The 23,080-nt window shown below is 73.4% G+C and carries 19 protein-coding genes and 1 tRNA gene; 13 read left to right on the top strand and 7 right to left on the bottom strand.

Going from position 1 to position 23,080, the window contains the following annotated elements:
• The first annotated feature begins 190 nt into the window (after positions 1-190).
• Positions 191-826 (top strand): M48 metallopeptidase family protein, encoded by a 636-nt coding sequence (locus FHX74_RS20455; RefSeq protein WP_328823865.1) that lies wholly within the window; start codon positions 191-193, stop codon positions 824-826.
• Positions 823-1,470 carry a hypothetical protein gene (locus FHX74_RS16155; RefSeq protein WP_182561219.1) on the top strand — a complete coding sequence of 216 codons (648 nt, stop codon included), beginning with the start codon at positions 823-825 and terminating at the stop codon, positions 1,468-1,470. Before FHX74_RS20455 ends, FHX74_RS16155 begins: the two co-directional genes overlap by 4 nt.
• A 16-nt stretch (positions 1,471-1,486) precedes the next feature.
• On the opposite strand, the gene FHX74_RS16150 is transcribed toward FHX74_RS16155, so the two are convergent.
• Entirely contained in the window at positions 1,487-3,286 is a 1,800-nt protein-coding gene (locus FHX74_RS16150; protein ID WP_182561218.1) for a zinc-dependent metalloprotease, read from the bottom strand.
• 258 nt (positions 3,287-3,544) lie between these two features.
• Between FHX74_RS16150 and FHX74_RS16145 the strand changes: the two genes are divergently transcribed.
• From FHX74_RS16145 to FHX74_RS16130, 4 genes are read left to right on the top strand one after another with little or no spacing between them, the layout of a single operon-like run.
• The gene (locus FHX74_RS16145) at positions 3,545-4,009 is read left to right on the top strand and encodes a molybdenum cofactor biosynthesis protein MoaE (protein ID WP_182561217.1); all 465 of its coding nucleotides are present in this window, start codon (positions 3,545-3,547) and stop codon (positions 4,007-4,009) included.
• Positions 4,006-5,055: a YlbL family protein gene (locus tag FHX74_RS16140; RefSeq protein WP_182561216.1), complete on the top strand. Its 1,050-nt coding sequence runs from the start codon at positions 4,006-4,008 to the stop codon at positions 5,053-5,055. The genes FHX74_RS16145 and FHX74_RS16140 overlap by 4 nt, the downstream gene beginning before the upstream one ends.
• On the top strand, positions 5,055-5,624 hold the full coding sequence (locus FHX74_RS16135; protein WP_182561215.1) for a PPA1309 family protein: 570 nt from the start codon (positions 5,055-5,057) through the stop codon (positions 5,622-5,624). The genes FHX74_RS16140 and FHX74_RS16135 overlap by 1 nt, the downstream gene beginning before the upstream one ends.
• Positions 5,625-5,658: 34 nt before the next feature.
• Complete coding sequence (locus FHX74_RS16130; RefSeq protein ID WP_328823864.1) at positions 5,659-8,520, top strand: UPF0182 family membrane protein; 2,862 nt, start codon at positions 5,659-5,661, stop codon at positions 8,518-8,520.
• Positions 8,521-8,532: 12 nt separating this feature from the next.
• Here the strand turns inward: FHX74_RS16130 and FHX74_RS16125 are convergent, their stop codons facing one another.
• The 3 genes from FHX74_RS16125 to FHX74_RS16115 form a co-directional block, all read right to left on the bottom strand.
• Positions 8,533-9,900, bottom strand: a complete 1,368-nt coding sequence (locus tag FHX74_RS16125) for a M16 family metallopeptidase (RefSeq protein ID WP_182561214.1) — start codon at positions 9,898-9,900, stop codon at positions 8,533-8,535.
• On the bottom strand, positions 9,897-11,189 hold the full coding sequence (locus FHX74_RS16120; RefSeq protein WP_182561213.1) for a M16 family metallopeptidase: 1,293 nt from the start codon (positions 11,187-11,189) through the stop codon (positions 9,897-9,899). The genes FHX74_RS16125 and FHX74_RS16120 overlap by 4 nt, the downstream gene beginning before the upstream one ends.
• Positions 11,190-11,848: 659 nt before the next feature.
• A complete protein-coding gene (locus FHX74_RS16115) occupies positions 11,849-12,484 on the bottom strand; it encodes a mismatch-specific DNA-glycosylase (protein ID WP_182561212.1) in 636 nt (211 codons plus the stop codon).
• Positions 12,485-12,528: 44 nt separating this feature from the next.
• Between FHX74_RS16115 and FHX74_RS16110 the strand changes: the two genes are divergently transcribed.
• The 3 genes from FHX74_RS16110 to FHX74_RS16100 all read left to right on the top strand — a co-directional run bounded on the left by FHX74_RS16110 (position 12,529) and on the right by FHX74_RS16100 (position 17,177).
• The gene (locus tag FHX74_RS16110; RefSeq protein WP_182561211.1) at positions 12,529-15,129 is read left to right on the top strand and encodes a GH116 family glycosyl-hydrolase; all 2,601 of its coding nucleotides are present in this window, start codon (positions 12,529-12,531) and stop codon (positions 15,127-15,129) included.
• 2 nt (positions 15,130-15,131) lie between these two features.
• Positions 15,132-16,211, top strand: a complete 1,080-nt coding sequence (locus FHX74_RS16105; RefSeq protein ID WP_182561210.1) for a glycoside hydrolase family 172 protein — start codon at positions 15,132-15,134, stop codon at positions 16,209-16,211.
• A 147-nt stretch (positions 16,212-16,358) separates the two neighbouring features.
• Positions 16,359-17,177: a LamG domain-containing protein gene (locus tag FHX74_RS16100; protein ID WP_182561209.1), complete on the top strand. Its 819-nt coding sequence runs from the start codon at positions 16,359-16,361 to the stop codon at positions 17,175-17,177.
• 69 nt (positions 17,178-17,246) lie between these two features.
• On the opposite strand, the gene FHX74_RS16095 is transcribed toward FHX74_RS16100, so the two are convergent.
• Positions 17,247-17,320 (bottom strand) — tRNA-Met (locus FHX74_RS16095).
• Positions 17,321-17,432: 112 nt separating this feature from the next.
• Between FHX74_RS16095 and FHX74_RS16090 the strand changes: the two genes are divergently transcribed.
• Positions 17,433-18,194, top strand: a complete 762-nt coding sequence (locus FHX74_RS16090) for a ThuA domain-containing protein (RefSeq protein ID WP_328823863.1) — start codon at positions 17,433-17,435, stop codon at positions 18,192-18,194.
• Complete coding sequence (locus FHX74_RS16085) at positions 18,194-19,297, top strand: Gfo/Idh/MocA family protein (protein ID WP_182561207.1); 1,104 nt, start codon at positions 18,194-18,196, stop codon at positions 19,295-19,297. The genes FHX74_RS16090 and FHX74_RS16085 overlap by 1 nt, the downstream gene beginning before the upstream one ends.
• A 107-nt stretch (positions 19,298-19,404) precedes the next feature.
• On the opposite strand, the gene FHX74_RS16080 is transcribed toward FHX74_RS16085, so the two are convergent.
• Complete coding sequence (locus FHX74_RS16080; protein ID WP_182561206.1) at positions 19,405-20,031, bottom strand: mycothiol-dependent nitroreductase Rv2466c family protein; 627 nt, start codon at positions 20,029-20,031, stop codon at positions 19,405-19,407.
• A 122-nt stretch (positions 20,032-20,153) separates the two neighbouring features.
• Here FHX74_RS16080 and FHX74_RS16075 point away from each other — a divergent pair, with 122 nt between their 5' ends.
• Both FHX74_RS16075 and serA read left to right on the top strand, forming a co-directional pair.
• Complete coding sequence (locus tag FHX74_RS16075; protein ID WP_220484059.1) at positions 20,154-21,131, top strand: P1 family peptidase; 978 nt, start codon at positions 20,154-20,156, stop codon at positions 21,129-21,131.
• A 44-nt stretch (positions 21,132-21,175) separates the two neighbouring features.
• Positions 21,176-22,381, top strand: a complete 1,206-nt coding sequence (gene serA, locus FHX74_RS16070) for a phosphoglycerate dehydrogenase (protein WP_182561205.1) — start codon at positions 21,176-21,178, stop codon at positions 22,379-22,381.
• Here serA and FHX74_RS16065 read toward each other — a convergent pair.
• The gene (locus FHX74_RS16065; RefSeq protein ID WP_182561204.1) at positions 22,353-23,069 is read right to left on the bottom strand and encodes an SRPBCC domain-containing protein; all 717 of its coding nucleotides are present in this window, start codon (positions 23,067-23,069) and stop codon (positions 22,353-22,355) included. The two genes, serA and FHX74_RS16065, sit on opposite strands and share 29 nt — an antisense overlap.
• Positions 23,070-23,080: the final 11 nt, after the last annotated feature.

Below are 23,080 nucleotides of genomic sequence, written 5' to 3'. Positions count from 1 at the left end.
AGACCCGCCGGCACGGTGTGGACGCCTCCGGTGGTCGCCTCCGGTTCCCCGCCTGTTCACCCGGGAGAGGCTGTGGACCGGCGCATCGGGAGCCGGGGCCGGGCGTCGGGACCGGAAACCGTCGGTGCTCCGATTTAGAGTGGAGGGGAGCGGACCCCGCAGGGTCCCGAGGTCGCGGAGGGTGACAGGGGTGTCCGAGCAGCCCAAGGTCGAGGTGCGTCGCAGCGCCCGCCGGCGCCGGACGGTCACCGCCTACCGCGAGGCCGACACCATCGTGGTGCTGATCCCGCAGCGGATGAGCAAGGCCGACGAGCGCAGCTACGTCGCCGACATGGTCGCCAAGGTGCTGGCCCGCGAGGTCCGGGTCCGTCCGCCGCGCGGTGACGCCGAGCTGCTGGCCCGCGCGGTGCGGCTCTCGGAGCGTCACCTCGGCCCGCAGCTCGGCTTCGCCCCCCGGCCCCGGTCGGTCTCCTGGGTCACCAACCAGAACCAGCGCTGGGGGTCCTGCACGCCGAGCACCCGGGTGATCCGGTTGTCGCACCGGATGCAGGTGATGCCCTCCTGGGTGGTCGACTACGTCCTGGTCCACGAGCTCGCGCACCTGGTCGAGACCACCCACTCGGCGCGGTTCTGGTCGCTGGTCCGAGGGTTCCCCGACTCGGAGAAGGCCCGCGGGTTCCTCGAGGGCTTCCTGGCCGGCCAGGAAGCGGGCCCGCCGCCCCGCGACGACGACGGTCCCGACGACCGGACGGACGGGCTCGCCGGTGACGTGCTCGACGAACCCGAGGCCGCGGACGAGGTGGCCCAGCCCGCCCTGCCGGCGTGACCGAGGTCCCCGGGCTCGGGCCGGTCCTCGGTCTGGTCTGGGCGGCGCAACCCGCCGTGCCGCCGCCGGGCGTCGACCCGGAGCGGTTCGCGGCCGCGGCTCTGGCCGACAGCTACGAGGTGCTCGCCGACCTCGACCTGGTCCGGGCCGGGGTGGCCCGCGCCGGCGGCCGACCGACGGCCGCGGAGACCGACGAGCTGCTGTGGCCGGGTGACGTCGCGGTGGACGCGGACGCGGATGCCGGCGACGACCTGCGCGCGCTCGCCGCGCGGGTGGTCGCCGGGACCGAGGGCGGCCCGGCACTCCGCGGGCTGCTGGTCGTCCCCGCCGACGTCCCCGACCTGCCGGGGCTCGTGCCCGCCAAGCTCGTCCGCGGGCTGCTCCGCGGCGACGTCTGCACCGCGCCCGAGACCGGGGGGCCGGGGCTGGCCGGCTTCGCGGTCCGGTTGCCCTGGCCGGAGTGGCTCGACGTCACCGTCGGCCTCGACCACGACCCGCAGGAGGCGCTGGTCGCCCGGGCGCCCCAGCGGCGTCTGGTCTCGCGCGCACCGGGCTGGCACCGGCTGCGAACCCCGGCCTCGGTGCACCGGCTCGACCCCGGCCTCGAGGGCTGGGAGCAGACCCGCACGCTGCTCGGCGGCTGACCGCGCCGGGACGCGTTCAGCGGCGCGTCTGGTCCGGCCCGCTCGCGTCGGGACCCGCGCCCGGGTCTCCCGGGCTCCCGTCGCCGGGCTCCTCGCTGCTCCCTCCGCCGGTCTGGCCGCCGGTGTCGTCGTCGCGTGCTCGCTCGGCCTCGTCGAGCAGCTCGGCGAGGGCTGCGTCGAAGTCGTCGTCGGCGCTCTCGCCCGGCTCGTCCTCGGTGCCGCGGGCGAACCCGATCGGGTCGTCGAGGTCGGCCGAAGTCGGGATCAGGTCCGGATGGCTCCACACCGCGTCCCGGCCGTCCGCCCCGCGGGCGTCGCGGACCGCGGCCCACAGATTGGCGGCGTCCCGCATCCGGCGCGGGCGCAGCTCGAGGCCCACCAGGGTGGCGAAGGTCTGCTCGGCCGGCCCGCCGGTGGCCCGCCGCCGGCGGACGGTCTCGGCCAGCGCGGCCGCAGCGGGCATCCAGCGCGCGGTCGCGGTCTCGACCACGTCGTCCACCCAGCCCTCGACGAGCGCCAGCATGGTCTCGAGCCGCTCCAGGGTGGCCTGCTGCTCCGGCGTCTTCTGCGGGGCGAACAGCCCGCCCTCGACGCGCTTGCTCAGCTCCTCCATCCCGGAGGCGTCCAGCCCGCTCATGTCGAGCTCGCCGACCGCCTGCTCGAGCGCGGAGGTGTCGATGGTGATGCCCCGGGCGTACTGCTCGACCAGCACCAGCATCTGCTCGCGGAGCCAGGGGGCGGCGGCGAAGAGCCGGGTCCGGGCGGCCTCCCGCAACGTCAGATAGAGGGTGACGTCGGTGCTGCTCTGGTCGAGGCCGTCCCCGAACGCGGCGACGTTGGTGGGGATCAGGGCGATCCGGTCGTCCTCGGCCAGCGGCAGCCCGATGTCGGTGGCGCCGACCACCTCGGTGGCCAGCCGCCCGAGACCCTGTCCGAGCTGAAGCCCGAACATGCTCGCGCCCGAGGACCGCAGCATCGGCCGCAGCATCTGCTCGAGCCCGGCCAGCTGCGCCACCTCGGGCCGGTCCTCACCCTCGCCGGAGAAGCTCAGCGCGCCCTCCATGGCGTCGGCGATGTGGCTGGCCACCGGCTCCACCAGCCGGCGCCAGACCGGGATGGTCCGCTCGATCCACTCGGCCCGGCTCCACACCTCGACCGCGGTGCCGGTGCGCGGGAACGAGGTCGCCTCGTCGAGCCAGGTGTCGGCGATCGAGGCCGCCTGCTCGAGCTCGCGGCGCTCGGCGCTCCCGGGGGTCGGGTCGGCGCCGAGCGAGGCCGCGGTCTTGCGCGCGGTGTCCTTGGTCACGTCCCAGTTGACGCCGCCGTCGGGGGCCTGTCCGCCCCCGAAGACCCCGCCGGGCCCGCCGAGCATCGCGAAGGCGCTCTGGAGCTGCTGCATGAACGCGTTCATGTCCGGCTGCCCGCCGGGAGCGCCGGCACCGGGAGCGCCGGCACCGGGAGCGCCGCCGCCGAAGGCGGCCATCAACGCCTCGAACGGGTTGGTCGGCTGCGACCCACCCGCCCCGGCGCCCGGAGCACCGGTCGCGCCCGAACCGCCGAACCCGACCGGTCCGCGGTGGCCGGTCGGCCGGTCGTAGCCCGACCCTCCGCCCGGCGTCGGGCCGAGCGGCTTCTGCGGCGGGCGGCTCTCGCCGCCGTCCGGGCGGCCCTGACCGCGCTGCTCGCCCCGGTCCTGGTCCCGGTCCTGGTCCCGGTCCTGGTCCCGGTCCTGGCCCCGGTCGTCGCTGCGATCCCCGGGCTCCCCGGGTTCGCCGGGGCGCCGGTCGTCGGGGGTGTCCGCCGTGTCGTCCGCCATGATCGGGGTGCTCCTGTACCTGTCGTCCTGCTCGTGGTCGTGCATGCATCGTTCGTCCCCGCCGACGGGTGCTCCGCGGTGCGGGTCCTCCATTGAACCCCAGCCGGCACGGGATCGTTCCGTCCCGGACGAGGATTCTGCTGTGAGTTGAGTCTAGCCGGCTCAACCTTCGGGGCGGGTCCGCGCAGGGCGCCCGCGGACCGCCACCGGACGCGCCGCGAGGCACCGGCCGCCGGGGTCCGATTAGGCTCGGGCGCCATGACCGACGAGGACGCTGGCCCGCCGCCGGACCGGGCCGACGCCGCGTCCCGGGTCCGGGTCGCGCGGGTCAGCGGTGACCCGTTGAGCGTCGACCGGTTGATGGCCGCCGTGTCCGACCGGACGGTCGGCGGGATCGGGCTCTTCGTCGGGGTGGTCCGCGACCACGACGGCGGCGAGCAGGTCGACGCCCTCGACTATTCCGAGCACCCGACCGCCGAGGCGCGTCTGCGTGCGGTCGCCGAACGGGTCGCCGCCGAGTTCGACGTCGTCGCGGTGGCCGTCGAGCACCGGGTCGGCCACCTGGTGATCGGCGACCTCGCCGTGGTCGTCGCGGTCGGGGCGGTGCACCGGCACGACGCGCTCGAGGCCTGTCACCGGCTGATCGACGACCTCAAGCTCGAGGTGCCGATCTGGAAGGAACAGCACTACCGCACCGGGACGTCCAGCTGGGTGGGTCTGTGACCCGGCAGACCTGGACCGCCTTCACGGCGGCCGTGGCCTTCATCGCCGCGGCGGTGCTGATGGTGGTCATCCCGGTGCCGTTCGTCAGCTGGAGTCCGGGCACCGTCCAGGACACCCTCGGCCAGGTCCAGGGGCAACCGGTGATCCGGGTCTCGGGCATCCAGACGTTCCCGACCCGCGGCCGACTCGACCTGACCACCGTCTCGGAGACCCGGCCGGACTCGCGGCTGACCCTGCCCGAGGCGTTGCTGTCCTACTTCCTGCCGCACCGCGACGTGCTCCCGCGGGCGGCGATCTACCCACCGGGGGTGTCGGCCGACCAGGTGCGCACCGAGCAGACCGAGAACATGGAGACCTCCCAGAGCGACGCGGTCGTCGCGGCGCTCCGGCAGGCCGGCCAGCCGGTCACCGAGCGGCTGGCCGTCTCCTCGGTCACCGTCGGTGGGCCGGCCTACCGCAAGCTGCAGCCGGGCGACCTGCTGCTCAGCGTCGACGGCGCCCGGGCGACCACCGCCGAGGACGTCCAGCAGGCCATCCGCAGCCGCAAGGCCGGCAGCACCCTCACCTTCGTGGTGCTCCGCGACCGCAGCCGCCGGGTCAGCGTCAGGGTGACCTCCGAGACCACCGGGCCGAACTCGATCACCCCGGTGGTCGGGATCGGCATCGGCGTCGGCTACCAGTACGCACCCGACATCTCCTTCGACCTCGGCGAGGACATCGGCGGCCCGAGCGCCGGGCTGGTGTTCTCGCTGGCCATCTACGACAAGATCACCCCCGGCGCGCTGCTCGCCGGGCGGCACGTGGCCGGCACCGGGACGATCGACGCCAGCGGCCAGGTCGGCCCGATCGGCGGCATCCAGGAGAAGATCGCCGGCGCCCAGGACGCCGGTGCGACCGTCTTCCTGGTGCCCGCCCCCAACTGCGGCGACCTCGACGGCGTCAGCACCTCGATGAGCCTGGTCAAGGTCGGCACCCTGGCCGAGGCGGTCTCCGCGCTCCAGTCCCTCGACGCCGGCACCGCTCCGGCGAAGCTCCCGCGCTGCTGATGACGACTCCCGACGCTCCCGACGTTCCCGACCCGGACGACCGCGAGGCGCTGGTCGCCGCGCTGGTCGATCTCGAGCACCACCTCGCGACCGCCGGGTGGGACGCGGCGCCCCGGCTGTTCGCCCTGGTCCGCACCGACGACCTGATCGAGGCCGAGCCCGAGCTGGCCCGTGCCCAGGGCCTGCGGGGGAGCGCCGACGGCGGGTTCCCCGATGCGCTGACCGCGATCGAGCAGGACGAGTTCCGGCCGACCGGCGACCTCGGGGCCGACCTGGCCGCGATCGTCTGGCCGGAGGCCGTGCACGGGTGTGCGGTCAGCCTGGAGAGCACCTTCCGGAGCGGGCCGGACGACGCCGACCCCGAGCCGACGACCGCCGGGAGCGGCACCGAGGAGGTCCGGGTGGTCGTCGGGGTGACCCGGGCCGGCAGCCGGCACGGGCTGGCTCGACTGAAATCACAACCGGGTGAACTTCTGGCCGCCGACGAGCTCGTGCCGCAGCTGGTCACAGCGCTGGCGCATACCCTTGCCGACACCCCCGAAGGCCCGACAGGGCCGGTCGACGGCTGACCGGCCCGCCAACCGACAGGAGAACGACGCACTCGTGAGCACGCTGCGGATGCCCAGACGGCGCGGGGCGATCCTGCCCACGCTGATCATCGTGGCGGTGCTCATCGTCGCGTTCGCCATCTACACCGGGGTCTGGACCGACCGGCTCTGGTACGTCTCGATGGGCTTCGGCAGCGTCTTCAGCAAGCTGCTGGCCACCCGGATCGGCCTGTTCGCGGCCTCCGGGCTGCTGATGGCCGCCGCCGTCTACGGTGCGGCGGCGCTGGCCTTCCGGACCCGCCCGCGCGGGCGTCCGGTCGGGCCGACCAGCCCGGCCCTCGAGCGTTACCGCGAGGCCCTCGAGTCGCGGTTCATGGTGATCATGATCGCGGTCGCGGTGCTGGTCGGGCTGTTCGCCGGCGGCGCCGGGCTCGGCCGGGCCACGCTCTACCTGGCCTGGATCAACTCCACCCCGTTCGGCACCAAGGATCCCAAGTACGGGCTGGACATCTCGTTCTTCGTCTTCGACTACCCGTGGTGGCGGTTCGTCCTGAGCTACGCCTTCACGCTGTTCGTGCTGGCCGCGCTGGTCTCGGCGATCGTCCACTACGTCGTCGGCAACGTCCGGTTCTCCGGCCCGCGCCGCGGCGCCTCGGGGGCCGCGCAGGCCCAGCTGTCGGTGATCATCGGGCTGGCCGTGCTGGTCAAGGGCGTCGGCTACTGGTTCGACCAGTACGGGCTGGAGATCGCCGACGCGCCGCGGTTCACCGGCATGGGCTACACCGCCGACCACGCCACCAGCAACGCCAAGATCATCCTCGCGGTGATCGCCGGGCTGTGCGCGCTGCTGTTCTTCGCCAACGCCGCGCTGCGCCGCTGGATGGTCCCGACGATCTCGCTGGTCCTGCTGCTGCTCGCCGCGATCGTGCTCGGCATCGTCTACCCGGCCGCGGTCCAGGGGCTGAGCGTCCGCCCGGACGAGCCGGACAAGGAACGTCCCTACATCGGCTGGAACATCGCCGCCACCCGCGCCGCCTACGGCGTCGACAAGGTGGCGATCCAGAACTACTCGGCCGAGACCACCGCGACCGCCGGGCAGCTGCAGTCCGACGCCGAGGCGCTGCCCGGGGTCCGGTTGATCGACCCGGCCGTGGTCGCCCCGGCCTACGAGCAGCTCCAGCAGGTGCGCGGCTACTACGCGTTCCCCTCCGTGCTCGACGTCGACCGCTACCCGATCGACGGCTCCACCGTCGACACCGTGGTGGCGGCCCGCGAACTCGACCCGGACAACATCGCCAACAAGAGCTGGAACAACCTGCACACCGTCTACACCCACGGCTACGGGCTCGTCGCCGCCTACGGCAACCGACGTCAGTCCGACGGCGAGCCGGACTGGATCCCCACCGGGTCCGGATCGGGGTCCGCGATCGTCACCGACCAGCCGCGGATCTACTTCGGTGAGCTGCTCGACTCGCTCGGCTACTCCGTCGTCGGCGCCCGGCCGAACGGACAGTCGCTCGAGCTCGACAACCCGAGCAACGACAACCAGCTCTACACCTACACCGGCCAGGGCGGCGTCCCGCTCTCCAGCCTCTGGCGCCGGATCCTCTACGCGGTGAAGTTCACCGACGGCAACCTGCTGCTCTCCGACCGGGTGAACGACCAGTCCCGGATCATCTACGACCGGTCGCCCAAGGAGCGGGTGCAGAAGGCCGCCCCGTGGCTCACCGTCGACCGCGACTCCTACCCGGCGGTCGTCGACGGCCGGCTGGTGTGGATCGTCGACGGCTACACCACCAGCAACTCCTACCCGAACAGCCAGCGGGTCTCGCTCCAGGACGCCACCTCCGACACCCAGAGCGCGGCCGGCACCATCGGGCAGCAGCTCGACACCAAGATCAACTACATGCGGAACTCGGTCAAGGCCGTGGTCGACGCCTATGACGGCACCGTGAAGCTCTACCAGTGGGACACCAACGACCCGGTGCTCAAGACCTGGGAGAAGGCGTTCCCCGGCACGGTGCTGCCGCGCTCGGAGATCTCGCCCGACCTGCTGGCGCACTTCCGCTACCCGCAGGACCTGTTCAAGGTGCAGCGCTCGATCCTCGCGCGCTACCACGTCACCGACCCGAACAGCTGGTACCTGAACTCCGACCTGTGGAAGGTGCCGCTCGACCCGGTGTCGGGCACCAGCACCGACCAGCTCGAGTCGCCGTACTACCTGTCGGTGAAGTGGCCGGACGACGACGCCGCCAACTTCAGCCTGACCGGTGTGTTCGTCCCCAACGCCCGGAACAACCTGGCCGCCTACATGGCCGTCAACGCCGACGCCTCGAGCCCGGAGTACGGCCAGATGCGCATCCTGCGGATGTCGGACAGCACCCAGATCGACGGTCCGCAGCAGAGCTTCAACGCCATGATCAACTCCAACCAGGTGGCGGAGACGCTGCGACCCTTCCTCAACCAGGGCAGCAACCAGACCGGGGTGAAGTACGGCAACCTGCTCACGCTGCCGGTGGGCGGCGGCCTGCTGTACGTCCAACCCGTCTACACCCAGCGCGAGGGCACCGGCGGCGGCCAGTACCCGGTGCTGCAGTTCGTGATGGCCCGGTTCGGCCAGAGCGTGGGCATCGGCCAGACGCTGCAGGCCGCGCTCGACCAGGTGTTCGCCGGCGACTCCGGCGCGAACACCGGTGAGGGGGGCAGCACCGGCAGCTCGAACGGCGGCAGCACCGGCAACAGCGGCGGCGGTGGCAGCACCGGCAACGCGACCGTCGACAAGGAGCTGGCCGCCGCCCAGGCGAGCTATGCGGCGGCCGAGAAGGCCCTCCGCGACGGCGACCTGGCCGGCTACCAGCAGAACATCAAGGAGATGGCCGACCACATCACCGCAGCCCAGAAGGCCGAGAAGAAGTAGCCGGCCGGCCGGTCAGCGGGTGAACCGCTGCACCGGCCAGCCCGCCTCGGTGAGCGGGCCGGTGAGCCGCTCGGCGTCGCCGGCCAGCACCAGGGTGAGCGCGTCCGGGTCGACCAGCGACCGGTAGGCCTCGGTGGCCGCCTCGGGCGTCACCTCGCGCAGCCGGCGCAGGTTGTGGTCGACGTAGTCGGTGGGCAGCCCGGCCAGCACCTGGCTGGCCGCCTGGTCGACCACGCCGTCCGCGGTGGCGTAGCGGAGCGGGGAGACCCCGGCGAAGAAGGCGATGGCCTCCTCGACCTCGGTCGCGGTGAAGGGGTCGTCGTCCACCCGGAGCAGCGCCCGGGCCTCGACCAGCGCCTCGGCGGTGACCTCGGTCCGGAACGAGCCCTGGACCGCGAAGGTGCCCCCGCGCCGCAGCGGGCTGAGCCCGAGCCGGACGCCGTAGCTGTAGCCGCGCTCCTCGCGGAGCACCCGGTTGAGCCGGGACAGGAAGGCCCCGCCCATGGCGTAGGCCCCGATCACCGCCGCCGCCCAGCGCGGGTCGTTCCGGTCGATCCCGAAGCCGCCGAGCCGGACGTCGGCCTGCACCGCTCCCGGTCGGTCGACGATCAGCGCCGTCCGGTCGCCGGGCCGGGCCGGGACCGGATCGACCACCTGCTGGTCGGGCACCGCCCAGCCGCCGAAGTGCCGTTCGGCCAGCGCGAACGGGTCCTCGGCGAAGTCGCCGGCCAGCACCAGCGTCGCGCCGCGCGGGCCGACGTGGCGGGCGTGGAAGCCGGCCACCAGGTCGCGGTCGACGGTGCGCACCGTCTCCGGCTCGCCCTCGGTCATCCGGGTCGGTCGGGTGCCGTCGGCGTAGACCGCGCGCCGGAAGGCCAGCGCCGAGGCCTGGCCCGGGTTCGCCCAGGCCTGCTCGATCTCGGCCAGCCGGAGCTGGACGTGCCGGTCGACGTCGGCGGCGGCGAAGGCGGGCACCGTGGCGGCTTCGGCGAGCAGCCCGAGGGCGGGGGAGAACCGGGTGCTCGGGACGTCGAGCACCAGCTGCAGCCCGCCCGGGCCGATCTCCACCCCGAGCCCGGCCCCCTCGGACTCCATCAGCTCGGCGAAGGTCTCGCCGTCGTGGAGCCGGGACCCCTCGTCGAGGGTGCGCGCGCAGATCGCCAGCACCCCCTCGTGCTCGCGCGGCTCGGCGTCCGGCGGCACCGGCAGGATCAGGTTCGCCGCGATGACGTGCTGTCCGGAGAGCCGGTGCACCAGCACCCGGAGCCCGTTGTCGAGCTCCGCGGTCTCGGCCGCGGGGAACGACCACGGGCCGGGCGGGGCGACGTCGGGCCGGGGGAGCCGGTTGGTCGGACCCGTCGGGTCGGCCGTGGTGGTCATCGGGCCTCCTCCTTGCGGTAGAGCACGGTGGCGCGCTGCTCGGGGGTGAACCACTCGGCGATCACCTCGGCGATCTCCGCCGCGCCGATCGCGGCGATGTCGTCGATCCGCCGGTTGACCAGCGTCGGGTCGTCGTGCAGGGTCGCGAACCCGCTGAGCTCGTCGGCCCGCGAGTCGACCCGGGCGAGCTCGTGCAGCCAGTGCCGCTCGAAGGTGGCCTGAGCGCGCTGCACCTCGAGGTCGGTCGGCCCCTCGGTGCCGAGCCGGGTCACCTCGGCGATCAGCTCCTCCTCGAGCTGCTCGGGGCTGACGCCGTCGCGGGCCAGCCCGTTGACGAAGCCGACCGAGTTGCCGCCGATCAGCCCGAGCGAGCTGGCGCCGGCCTGCTCGGCCAGCTCTCGCCGCCGGACCAGCGTGCGGTGCAGCCTCGAGCTCTGCCCGGTGCCGAGCACGGTCAGCGCGAGGTCGGCGGCGTCGTAGGCGCGGGTGCCGACCGGCGGCAGCCGCCAGGTCAGGTAGACCGCCGCCGAGGGGACCTCGGCGACCTTCTCGCGTCGCGGCAGCCCGCTGATCGGGGGCAGCCCGGGCTGGTCGGGCGGCGGCGGCACCGGGCCGGCGGGGACGTCGCCGAAGTAGTGCGCCACCCGGTCGAGCGCGGTGTCGGCCGGGACGTCGCCGACCACGGAGATCACCGCGTTGTTGGGCAGGTAGTGCCGGGTGAAGAAGGCGGTGACGTCCTCGAGCTGCGCGGCGTCGAGGTCGGCCATCGACCCGATGGTGGTGTGGCCGTAGGGGTGGTCGGGCGGGAAGGTGACCGAGATCAACAGCTCCATCACGTCGCCGTAGGGGACGTTGTCGTAGCGCTGCCGCTTCTCCTCCTTGACCACCTCGCGCTGGTTCTCGAAGTTCTCCCGGGTCAGTGCGGCGGGCAGGCTGGCCATCCGGTCTGCCTCGAGCCAGAGCGCGAGGTCGAGGCCGCCGGCCGGCAGGGTCTCGAAGTAGTTGGTCCGGTCGAACCAGGTGGTCGCGTTCACCGAGGCGCCGGCCGCCTGGAGCAGGCCGAAGTGCTCCCCGGACGCGACGCCGCCCGAGCCCTGGAACATCAGGTGCTCGAAGAGGTGGGCGAACCCGGTGCGGTGCGGCTGTTCGTGCCGCGACCCGACGTCGTACCAGAGGTTGACCGCCACCGACCCGACGCCGGGGTCTGGACTGGCGATCACCCGCAGCCCGTTGTCGAGCCGGGACTGGACGATCGGGTAGTCGAGCCGGACGCGGGCCGGTGCGCTCATGGGGTGTATCTCAACACACCGGCTCCGGGCCCGGTCACGGGGAAAGCGGCCGGGCCGGGACCGACGCCGAAGCGCCGGACCCGGCCCGACCTGGTGCAGATCTCCGGCACGTGCGGAGCGTCGGCCGGAGGGCTCCAGTCTCCGACCTCGCTCGGGTGCACGCGCACTCAGTCACCCCCCGGGACCGGGAGACCTGCTCGCGCTCCCCCCAGAGCGCGTCGACACCCGGCCGCCGTCGTAGGACGCGGTCGGGTCGTCAGGGTGGGTGCGCCGGGCGGCGCGGGACGGGCGCGGGCCACGGCTCGCCCCGGGGGTGCGGGCGAGCGCCACGGACCGGGGTAGGAACACGGGGGAGTTCTCCTCTGGAGCCGAGGTCGCGCAACGACGGGCGCGGTTGCGCAGTGCGAGGTCGCACCCCCCGGTGAGGAGCCTCGAGCGGAAATCTAGGACCGCCGGGGGTCACCGGCAAGAGCCGGGACCCGGCCCCGGCGCCCGGCTGAGAAGTGGGCCGCGCACGGCGCCCCCGGGGCATCCGGAGACCGTCGGGCCATCGCGGTGAACCCCCAGGTCAGCGGTCGATCGGACGGCCTCGGGGGCACCCCCGCAGCGGGGACGAACCGGTCACGGCCGGACGCTCACCGGGGATTCGCAGCGGATTCTCAGTCGGCCGGTTCCGCGGGTCGGTCCGCCGGTGCGGGTCGGGACCGGTCCGGCAGCAGCCCGGCGTGGGCGGCCGGTTCCGCGTAGGCCGCCGCGAGGGTCTCGACGGTGTCGTGGGCGTTCAGCCCGCTCGGGTTCGGCACCACCCACAGCGCGGTGTCCGCGGTGTCGTCGGCCCACGGGTCCGGCTGGCGACCGGTCCGGGCGCGCGGCCGGCCGAAGGCCGTCCGGAAGGCGGTGATCCCGGCGAACGCGACCACCCGGGGCCGGTGGACGCGGACCCGGTCGACGAGCGCCGCCGCGCCGGACCGGAGCTCGTCGCGGGAGAGCTCGTCCGCGCGGGCGGTGGCCCGCGGCACCAGGTTGGTCAGCCCGATCCCGCGTTCGACCAGCATCGCCCGGTCCGCGTCGGTGAAGCCGGCCGCGGCGTCGATCGGCCGGTCGATCACCCCGGCGCGGAGCAGCGCCGGGTAGAACCGGTTGCCGGGGTGGGCGAAGTGCGTCCGGGTGGCCGCGGTCCAGAGACCCGGATTGATCCCGACGAACAGCAGCCGGACTCCGGGCCCGATCAGGTCGGGCACCTCCGTGTCCCGGTAGCTCTCGAGCTCGGCCCGGGTGAAGCGTCGTGCGACCACCGACCCAGCCAACCAGAGCGGCACGGGACTGCAAGGCTGTCGCCATGACGACGACGGCGACGGCCTGGCCGGGTCCGCGCACGATCGGGCCGGAGGCGACCGTGGCGGCCTTCCCGCTCGGCGGGATCGGCACCGGGACGGTGTCGGTCGGGGCCCGCGGCGAGCTCCGCGACTGGGAGATCAGCAACCGGCCGGACAAGCACAGCTGGCTGCCTTTCACCTTCTTCGCCGTCCGCGCCCAGCCGACCGGCGGACCCGCGGTCACCCGGGTGCTCGAGTCCCGGATCCACGGCCCGCACGAGGGCGACTCCGGTCACCACATCGGCAAGGTGGCCGGGCTGCCCCGACTGGCCGGCTCGCGGATGCGGGTCGAGTACCCGGTGCTGCGGATCGACTTCGACGATCCCGACCTGCCCGTCGACGTCGGCCTCGAGGCGTTCACGCCGTTGGTGCCGCTCGACGTCGCCGCCTCCGGTCTGCCCGCGGCCCTGCTCCGCTACCGGGCGCACAACCCGGGTGCTGAACCGGTAGAGGTGACGGTGGCCGGGTCGATGTCCAACCCGATCGGCATCACCGGCCACAACGTCTTTCAGTTCCCGGTCCACGCCGGTCGGCCGACGGTCGGACGTCGCGACGACGGCGACCTCACCGGGCTGGTCTTCGGCACCGACCTGCCCGCCGACGACGTCCGGCACGGGACCGCCGCGCTGCTCACCCCGCACCGTGCGACCGGTGGCGAGGTCACCGCGACGCCGCGCTGGGCCACCGACTTCTGGCAGGACGGCGTCCAGCTCTTCTGGGACGACCTCTGCGCCGACGGCCGGCTCGAGCCGCAGCCCGCGACGCTCGAGCAGCCGCGCGACGGCGAGGACGCGGCCGCCTTCGCCGCCCGGTTGCCGACGCTGGTGACCGGGAGCCTGGCGCTGCACGCGACCCTGCGGCCGGGGGAGACCCGCGACTTCGACTTCGTGCTGGCCTGGCACGTCCCGCTCCGCCCGCGGGCCTGGGCCGGCGGCAACCTCACCGACGAGGGGTACGCCGGCACCGGGTTCGCCACCGTCCGCAACCGGTACGCCCGCGACACCACCGACGCCTGGGACGCCGGTGCCCGGCTGCTGGCCGACCTGCCCCGGCTCGAGGGTGCGACGAAGGCGTTCCACACCGCCCTGCACGGATCGAGCCTGCCCGCCGAGGTCGTCGACGCGGTCAGCTCGACGCTGGTCGTGCTCCGCAGCACCACCTGCCTGCTGCTCGAGACCGATCCGGACGGCGGGGATCCCGACGGCGTCGGCCAGTTCGCCGCCTGGGAGGGCAGCTTCGACCACGCCGGCAGCTGCGAGGGGACCTGCACCCACGTCTGGAACTACGCCCAGGCGGTCGCCTGGCTGTTCCCGGCGCTCGAGCGGACGGCCCGGCGCAACGAGTTCGCCCGCGAGACGCTGCCCGACGGGCGGATGCGGTTCCGCAGCGGGCTGGTGCTCGGCCAGGAACCGTGGGAGTTCCACCCGGCCGTCGACGGCCAGCTCGGCACGGTGCTCCGGCTCTACCGCGAGTGGCGGTTCAGCGGCGCCGACGACTTCCTCGCCGAGCTCTGGCCCGCCGCCCGGCGCGCCCTCGACTTCGCCTTCGACCGCTGGGACACCGACGGCGACCTGCTGCTCGACGGACAGCAGCACAACACCTACGACATCGAGTTCTACGGCCCGAACATGCTCGGCACCTCGATCTTCCTGGCGGCCCTGCGGGCCGGGGTGGTCCTGGCCCGGGCCCGGGGCGAGGCCGAGGTCGCCGAGCGCTGGCAGCGGGCCGCCGACACCGGCGCCGAGCGGGCCGACGCGCTGATGTTCAACGGTGAGTTCTACGAGCAGCGGACCGAGGCGCACGGTGGCGTGGACGCGTACCGCTACCAGTACGGCGCCGGCTGCCTGTCGGACCAGCTGCTCGGGCAGACCTGGGCGCACCTCAACGGGCTGGGTCACCTGCTGCCGCCCGAGCACGTCCGCTCGGCGGTCCGCGCCGTCCACGCCCACAACTTCCGCACCGACTTCACCGACTACCCGAGCGTCCAGCGCACCTACGCGCTCAACGACGACGCCGGACTGATCCTCTGCAGCTGGCCGCGCGGTGGTCGCCCCCGGATCCCCTTCGTCTACAGCGACGAGGTCTGGTCCGGCATCGAGTACCAGGTCGCCACCCACCTGGCCTACGAGGGCTTCGTCGAGGAGGCGCTGCAGATCGTCCGGGCGGTCCGCGACCGGCACGACGGCGTGCACCGCAACCCGTGGAACGAGGCGGAGTGCGGCAACCACTACGCCCGGTCGATGGCCAGCTGGGGCGTGCTGCTGGCGCTGACCGGGGCACAGTGGGACGCGCCGAGCAGGACCCTCCGGCTGGCTCCGGCGCCGGCCGCCTACGACGGCGACCGGTTCAGCGTCCCGTTCAGCACCGCCCTCGGCTGGGGCCAGGCTGTCGCGGACGGTACCGGCATCCGGCTCGAGCTGCTCGGCGGCACCCTCGACCTGGCCGCATGCCAGGTCACCCACCCCGACGGCCGGACGTTCGGCCTGAGCGGGCCGACCACCCTGGAGGCGGGCGAGAGCGTCCACCTCGTGCTCGATCCCCACAGCGAGAGGCAGGATTTCTGATCATGTTCGGCACCGACCTGTCCCGGCTCCGCGACGTCCGCAGCCGGGCGATCACCCCCGAGAACCCCGACGGCCGTCCCGGCGGGGGAGCCCGGGCCACCGAGGGCACCGGGGCCCATGCCGCACGCGACCTCGGCCTCGGCTGGAAGGTCTCGCCGTCGGTCGACGTCCCGGCCGGCGCCACCCACCCGGTGGCCCGGATCGAGGGCTCCGGCCGGATCACCCACCTCTGGGTGACCACCCACCGTTCGCACTGGCGTCGGTTGGTGCTGCGGATGCACTGGGACGGGTCCGACGAGCCCGCGGTCGAGGTGCCGCTCGGCGACTTCTTCGCCTCCGGCTGGGGCCGGTTCGCCCAGGTCAGCTCGGCGATGGTCGCGGTCAACCCGCACGGCGGGTTCAACAGCTACTGGACGATGCCGTTCCGCACCGGCGCGGTGATCACGCTGGAGAATCTCGGCGACCAGCAGGCCACCGTCTACTACCAGGTCGACTACGAGGTCGAGGACGCCGACCGCACGCCCGCCGAGCACGGGTACTTCCACGCGCAGTACCGGCGCAGCGACCCGTTGGTCGCCGGCGAGGTGCACCCGATCCTCGCCGGGATCGCCGGCCGCGGCCACTACGTCGGCACCTACCTGGCCTGGGGCGTCAACAGCCCCGGCTGGTGGGGCGAGGGGGAGGTGAAGTTCTACCTCGACGACGACACCGACTTCCCGACCGTCTGCGGCACCGGCACCGAGGACTACTTCGGCGGCGCCTGGAACTTCGACGTCCCCGGCCGGGGCTACACCGAGTTCAGCACCCCCTACCTCGGGCTGCCCCAGGTGCTGCGTCCGGACGGGCTCTACCACTCCCAGCAGCGGTTCGGGATGTACCGCTGGCACGTCCCGGACCCGGTCCACTTCGCCACCGCGCTCGACGTCGAGGTGCAGGCGCTCGGCTGGCAGTCCGGCGGCCGCTACCTCCCGCTGCACGACGACATCGCCTCGACCGCGTTCTTCTACCTGGACGCCCCGAGCACCAGCCGCCCGGAGCTCCCGGACGTCGACCGGCTGCAGGTGCTCGGCAACCTCGACTGAGACCGGTCGCGTCCGACCGAACGGATCGCCGGACGTCTCCGGTCCAGGCTGTGAACCGACGGTGTCCCGGCCCGTCCAGCATGAATCCCGACCTCCTCCTCGCTAGGGTGCGTGATCGCGTGCCTGGATCGGGGGAGGGGGGATCGGGTGCCGACGAGACTCGCCGCCGCCGTGATCGCCCTGGTCACCGCGGCGAGCAGCGCCCTGGCCGGCGGCTGCGCCGTGCTCAGCCCGGCCGACCCGCCGCGGACGCTGCGCCCGGCCGGCGACCCCACGCTCGGGTCGGACCGCGCCCCCACACCGCTGCCCGCTGACGCGCGCCGGGTGGCGCTGCCGAAGCCCGACTACCGCTACCGGTTCACCAAGGACGCGGGCGAGGACGACTTCAACCGGGTCTACCGCGGGGTCTGGAACCCGTACCGCAACGGCGAGGGCAAGGGGAAGTACTTCTGGACGATCTCCGCCCACGACGGGGTGATGGACGTCCGGCTGCCCGGCGGTGACACCTCGGGTCCCGGCGCGGCCGGCTGGTTCGGACCCAACGACCTGGAAGCCGGTGCGGTCACCTCGATCACCCTCAAGGTCGTGCCCGGACAGGGCTACGGCATGTCGGTGATGATGTGGCCGACCGGGAACGAGCCGCGGCGCGGGGAGAAGAACTGGCCCGAGGCCCGGTTCGTGCAGAGCCCGCTGGCGCACGACCACGCCACCGGCGCGCGGTGCAAGACCGACCTCAACTGCCCCGACGTCGACTCGTTCTGGCCGGCCGTCGACTGGACCCAGTGGCACACCTACACGATCATGACCAGCACCACCGGCACCCGCTACCTGTTCGACGGGGTCGAGGTGGGTTCGGTCGTGCGCGACCCGATCGTCGGTCCGCACCGCTACACGCTTCAGGTGGCCGGCTGGAAGAACAGCTTCCCCGGGCACGTGCTGGTCCGCGAGGTCGCGATCACCCGCTGACTCGGTCTCCGGCCGGGTCCGGGAACGACGAAGGGCGACACCGGTCCGGTGTCGCCCTTCGTCCGTCTGTAGCGGGGGCAGGATTTGAACCTGCGACCTCTGGGTTATGAGCCCAGCGAGCTACCGAGCTGCTCCACCCCGCGTCGGCTCGGAAGACGTTACCCGATGCCCGGGAGCTTCCCAAATCGGGGTCGTCCCGCCGCACGACACACCCGGGGTGGAACGATCCAGAAGCTTCTAGCAGACTGGCGACCCGTGAACTCACCGATCCGCGTCACCGTCTGGGGCGAGAACTACCACGAACGATCCGAACGCGACCGCGACGCGATGGCGGAGCGCTATCCGGAGGGCATGCACGGCGCCATCGCCGCCGGCCTGACCCGGGTCCTCGGCGACCGCGTCGAGGTGCGCACCGCCACCCAGGACCAGCCCGAGCACGGGCTGACCGACGAGGTCCTCGACAGCACCGACGTCATCACCTGGTGGGGTCACGCCACCCACGGGGACGTCGACGACGCCGTGGTGGAGAAGGTGCACCAGCGGGTGCTGGGCGGCATGGGCATCCTGGTGCTGCACTCGGCGCACTTCTCCAAGATCTTCAAGAAGCTGATGGGCACCACCTGCTCGCTGCAGTGGCGCAACGCCGCCGACACCGAGCTGGTCTGGACGGTCTCGCCGTCGCACCCGATCGCCCAGGGCGTGCCGCACCCGATCGTCATCGACGAGCAGGAGATGTACGGGGAGTACTTCGACATCCCGCAGCCCGACGAGCAGGTCTTCCTGTCCACCTTCACCGGGGGCGAGGTCTTCCGCTCCGGCTGCTGCTACCGCCGCGGCAAGGGCCGGGTCTTCTACTTCTCGCCCGGTGACCAGGACTACCCCGTCTACCACCACCCGGACATCCAGCGGGTGCTGGCCAACGCCGTCCGCTGGGCCGCGCCGGAGGACAACGCCGACTTCGTCGCGCCCGCGGTCGTCGACATGCCCGCTCCGCGCTTCGATCGGGGGAACGCCTGATGGCCGACACCCTCCGCGCCGGCGTGATCGGTCTGGGCTGGGCCGGCCAGCAGCACATGAAGGCCTACGCGGCCGACCCGCGCACCGAGCTGGTCGGGCTGGCCGGGATGGAGAGCGACGCGCTGGCCCGGCTCGGTGACGAGTACGGCGTCGAGCACCGCTACGCCGACTACGCCGACCTGATCGCCCGTGGCGAGCTCGACGTGATCAGCGTCTGCACCCCGACCTCGCTGCACGCGCCGATGAGCATCGCCGCCCTCGACGCCGGGCTGCACGTGCTGAGCGAGAAGCCGATGGCCGAGAACGCGACCCGGGCCAAGGAGATGGTCGCCGCGGCCGAGCGCAACGACCGGGTGCTCGACATCTCGTTCAACCACCGCCGCCGGGGTGACGTCACCGAGGCCAAGAAGCTGATCGAGGCCGGGGTGCTGGGCCGGATCTACTACGCCAAGGCGGGCTGGCTGCGCCGCTCCGGGATCCCCGGCCTGGGCAGCTGGTTCACCAAGAAGACGCTGGCCGGCGGCGGCCCGATGATGGACATCGGGGTGCACATGCTCGACATCGCGCTGCACCTGATGGGCGAGCCCGAGGTCAAGGCGGTCAGCGGCGCCAGCTACGCCGAGTTCGGCCCGCGCGGCCGCGGCGCGGCCACCGGGTACGCCGGCACCAAGACCGGTAGCGGCGACACCAGCTACGAGGTCGAGGACCTGGCCACCGCGTTCGTCCGGCTCGAGGGTGGCAGCACCGGCGACCCGGGGCTGACCAGCACGCTGTTGCTGGAGAGCAGCTGGGCCTCCTACATCCCCGAGGACCAGATCTACTGCACCCTCTACGGCACCGAGGGCGGCGCGACGATCGGTTGGAGCCGTCCCGGCGGCGGTGACCAGTCGCTCGAGGTCTGGACCCAGCTGGCCGGCGTCCCGGCGGACGTGCGGCCGGCGATCGGCCCCAGCCACGGCCACGACGCCGCGGTGGCCGACTTCCTCACCACGGTGGGGTCCGGCGACTGGGCCGATCACCGCGGCCAGGTCGGTCTGACCCGGGCGCTGATCATCGACGCCTGCTACGCCTCCGCGGACGCCGGGGCAGAGATCGTCCTCTGACGGTCTGCCCCAGCGGGCTGCACTGTCGGTTCTGGACACACGACGACCCGGGTCGGACGCGAGTCCGGCCCGGGTCGTGTGCGTCTGACCGGGTGCAGCCCCGGTGATCAGTCGAAGTGCAGCGAGTCGGTGCGCTCGCGCTTGATCTCGAAGAAGTAGGGGAAGCCGGCCAGCGTGACCGTCGCGTCCCAGAGCTTCCCGGCCTCCTCGCCGCGCGGGATCCGGGTGATCACCGGGCCGAAGAAGGCGACCCCGTTGATCACGATCGTCGGCGTGCCGACACCCTGGCCCACCTGGTCCATCCCGGCGTGGTGGCTGGCCCGCAGCTTCTCGTCGAACTCGGTGCTGGTGGCCGCCGAGGCCAGCTCGGCCGGCAGCCCGACCTCGGCCAGCGACTCGCTGATCACCGCGTCGAGGTCCTTGTTGCCCTGGTTGTGGATCCGGGTCCCCATCGCGGCGTAGAGCGGGGCCAGCACCTGGTCGCCCTCGCGGTCGGCGGCGGCGATCGCCACCCGCACCGGCCCGATGGCCCGCTCGAAGTTGGCCCGGTCCTCCTCGGTCGGGTCCTCCTTCTCGTTCAGCACGGCCAGGCTCATCACGTGGAAGGCCACGTCGACGTCGCGGACCTTCTCCACCTCGAGGATGAACCGGCTGGTGATCCAGCAGAACGGACACAGCGGGTCGAACCAGAAGTCGGCACGCGAGCGGGACGGGGACGCATCGGTCGAAGTCATACCCACGACAACCGCCGGCGGCCGCTCCGTGTTCCCGGCTCTCTGTTCCCGGCTCTCTGTTCCCGGGCCAGGGGACCGGCCTGCGAGGATCGAGCCGTGCAGCGGACGGACGGGGACGCATCGTGATCGCGGGGTTCGGCATCGGCCACGCCACCGCGGACGGCGACGGCTGGCTGACCGGGACCACGGTGGTCGCCGCGCTGGCGCCGGCGGTCGGCGGGGTGGACGTCCGGGGCGGCGGACCGGGCACCCGCGAGACCGACCTGCTCGACCCGTCCACGCTGGTCGACCGGGTCGACGCGGTGGTGCTCACCGGCGGCAGCGCCTACGGGCTGGCGGCGGCCGACGGGGTGGTGGCCGGGCTCGAGGCCCGTGGCCGCGGCTTCCCGGTCGGACCCGGCCCCGGACAGGTGGTGCCGATCGTCCCGGCCGCGGTGATCTTCGACCTCGGCCGTGGCGGCGTCTTCGGCCACCGTCCGGACGCCGGGTTCGGCCGCCGGGCGCTGGACGCCGCGCTCGAGGCGGGGAGCGAGCCGGCCACCGGCAGCGTCGGGGCCGGCACCGGGGCGCGCTGCGGCGGGCTCAAGGGCGGCTTCGGGTACGCCGAACGTGTGCTGGACACCGGGGTCTCGGTCGGCGCTGCGGTGGTGGTCAACGCCGCCGGCTCGCCGCTCTCGCCCGACGGGCGGCTGTGGGCCGACCGCGAGCGTCGGCTGCCCGATCCGACCGCCGACGAGCGGGCCGCGCTCGCCGCGGCCGTCGAGACGGCCGCCCGCGGGTTCAACACCACCATCGGGGTGGTGCTCACCGACGCGACCCTGACCAAGGCGCAGGCCCGCCGGGTGTCCCTGCTCGGGCACGACGGGATGGCCCGGGCGGTGGCGCCGGTGCACACGCTCTCCGACGGCGACACCGTGTTCGCGCTCGGTTCCGGCCGGGTCGCACCGCCGGCCGACCCCTACGCCGCGCTCGGGGCGTTCAACGCGCTGCTCGGGGCCGCCGCCGACGTGTTCACCGAGGCCTGCCTGGTCGCGCTGCTGGCGGCGACCGGCCGCGCCGGGATGCCGGCCTACCGCGAGCTGGTGCGCGTCAGCGGCTGAGATCGTCCCCGGGGTCGCGGCGCCGGCTTCCTAGACTGAGCGCCGTGAAGGCGCTGCTCCTGGAGAACATCCACGCCGAGGCCGAGCGGCTGCTCGGTGAGCGCGGGTTCGAGATCGAGACCCGCAAGGGCGCACTCGACACCGACGAGCTGATCGCCTCGCTGCCCGGCGTCGACCTGCTGGGGATCCGGTCGAAGACCACGGTGACCGCCGAGGTGCTGGCCGCCGCCCCCGACCTGCTGGCCGTCGGCGCCTTCTGCATAGGCACCAACCAGATCGACCTGGCCGCCGCCGCCGGCCGTGGCGTCGCGGTGTTCAACGCGCCGTTCTCGAACACCCGCAGCGTGGTCGAGCTGGTGATCGCCGAGATCATCGCGCTGGCCCGGCACCTGACCGACAAGAACGCCAGCATGCACGCCGGCGTCTGGGACAAGTCGGCCAAGGGCGCGCACGAGGTCCGCGGCCGCACCCTGGGCATCGTCGGCTACGGCAACATCGGCAGCCAGCTGTCGGTGGTGGCCGAGTCGCTCGGGATGCGGGTGCTGTTCTACGACGTCACCGACAAGCTGGCGCTGGGCAACGCCCGCCGCTGCGACACGCTCGAGGAGCTGCTGGCCGAGGCCGAGACGATCACCCTGCACGTCGACGGCCGCGAGGGCAACGCGGGGATGTTCGGCGCCGAGCAGTTCGACCTGATGCGGCCGCGCAGCCTCTTCCTCAACCTCAGCCGCGGCTTCCTGGTCGACCACGACGCGCTCCGCGACCGGCTGCTCTCCGGACACATCGCCGGTGCCGCGGTCGACGTCTTCGCCACCGAGCCGAAGACCGCCGGCGACCCGTTCGTGTCCAGCCTGCAGGGCATCCCGAACGTGATCCTCACCCCGCACGTCGGCGGCTCCACCGAGGAGGCGCAGGAGGACATCGGCCGGTTCGTGGCCGGCAAGCTCCGCGACTTCGTCGCCGGCGGGGTGACCACGATGTCGGTCAACCTGCCGCACCTGCAGCCGGTCGACCTCGGCGCGGCCCGGGCCCGGCTGCTGCACATCCACCGCAACGTGCCCGGCGTGCTGGCCACCGCCAACGGGATCCTGGCCGACTACGGCGCCAACATCGAGCAGCAGACGTTGTCCACCCGCGGCGAGCTGGGCTTCGTGGCCACCGACGTCGGCTGCGCGCTGTCGCCGGAGCTGGTGCAGAAGCTCACCGACCTGCCCGAGACGGTCAGCCTGCGGGTGATCGCCGCCGACTGAGCGCTCGCGTCCCCAGCGCCAGCGCGACCAGCGCGAGGCTGCCGGCCACCACCAGCCCGGCCCGGCGCTGGCGTCGCTCCGCGGCCCCGGCCCCCGGCGGGACCGGCGGCGGCTCGGCCACCGGCGGCGCCGGCGGCGCGTTCACCACGCCGCTCGCCCCGCCCGACTGGGCGCCACCGCCTGCCGGACCGACACCGGTGGCCACCGGCTCGCTCTCCACCCGCGCCGGCGTGGCGGCGATCAGCCCGGCCGCCAGCCGCGCGGTCAGCCGGTCGGCGAACTGGTCGAGCATCCGTGCGTGGGCGTCCGCGATCACGCCGTGGCCGAACTGCCCGGCCCGGCCGGTCAGGGCCAGCTCGGTCCGGACGGTGATCACCGTCCGGGTCCGGTCACCCTCCAGGGTGCCCCGCACCGTGACCGCCATCGCGCCGTTGCCGCGGCGCTCGTCGCCGCGGCCGGTGATCAGCACCCCGCGTCCGCCGAGCGTCCCGGTGACGTAGGTGCCCGACCCGTCGAAGGCGAGCCCGAGCGTGTTGAGCTTGGCCCGCAGCGCACCCTCGATCCGGTCGCCGTCGCGGGAGGTCAGCGCGGCCCCCGGGAAGCAGCGGGCGACCTGGGTGAGGTCCTCGAGCGCCTCGGTGACCCGGTCGAGCGGCGCACCGACCGTCACGCGGTGGGTCAGCTCCATGATCAACCTCC

It is taken from the genome of Microlunatus kandeliicorticis (assembly GCF_014137855.1).
GTDB classification, from domain to species: domain Bacteria; phylum Actinomycetota; class Actinomycetes; order Propionibacteriales; family Propionibacteriaceae; genus Microlunatus; species Microlunatus kandeliicorticis.
Note: the sequence above shows the minus strand (reverse complement) of the source record. Positions and strands in the feature narration are given on the sequence as shown.

Excerpts from the sequence above, each read along its gene's own strand:
- FHX74_RS16105 (WP_182561210.1), top strand. The coding sequence starts at position 15,132 with ATGTTCGGCACCGACCTGTCCCGGCTCCGCGACGTCCGCAGCCGGGCG.
- FHX74_RS16145 (WP_182561217.1), top strand. The coding sequence starts at position 3,545 with ATGACCGACGAGGACGCTGGCCCGCCGCCGGACCGGGCCGACGCCGCG.
- FHX74_RS16080 (WP_182561206.1), bottom strand. The coding sequence starts at position 20,031 with ATGACTTCGACCGATGCGTCCCCGTCCCGCTCGCGTGCCGACTTCTGG.
- FHX74_RS16065 (WP_182561204.1), bottom strand. The coding sequence starts at position 23,069 with ATGGAGCTGACCCACCGCGTGACGGTCGGTGCGCCGCTCGACCGGGTC.
- FHX74_RS16150 (WP_182561218.1), bottom strand. The coding sequence starts at position 3,286 with ATGGCGGACGACACGGCGGACACCCCCGACGACCGGCGCCCCGGCGAA.
- FHX74_RS16125 (WP_182561214.1), bottom strand. The coding sequence starts at position 9,900 with ATGACCACCACGGCCGACCCGACGGGTCCGACCAACCGGCTCCCCCGG.
- FHX74_RS16110 (WP_182561211.1), top strand. The coding sequence starts at position 12,529 with ATGACGACGACGGCGACGGCCTGGCCGGGTCCGCGCACGATCGGGCCG.
- FHX74_RS16135 (WP_182561215.1), top strand. The coding sequence starts at position 5,055 with ATGACGACTCCCGACGCTCCCGACGTTCCCGACCCGGACGACCGCGAG.
- FHX74_RS16120 (WP_182561213.1), bottom strand. The coding sequence starts at position 11,189 with ATGAGCGCACCGGCCCGCGTCCGGCTCGACTACCCGATCGTCCAGTCC.
- FHX74_RS16085 (WP_182561207.1), top strand. The coding sequence starts at position 18,194 with ATGGCCGACACCCTCCGCGCCGGCGTGATCGGTCTGGGCTGGGCCGGC.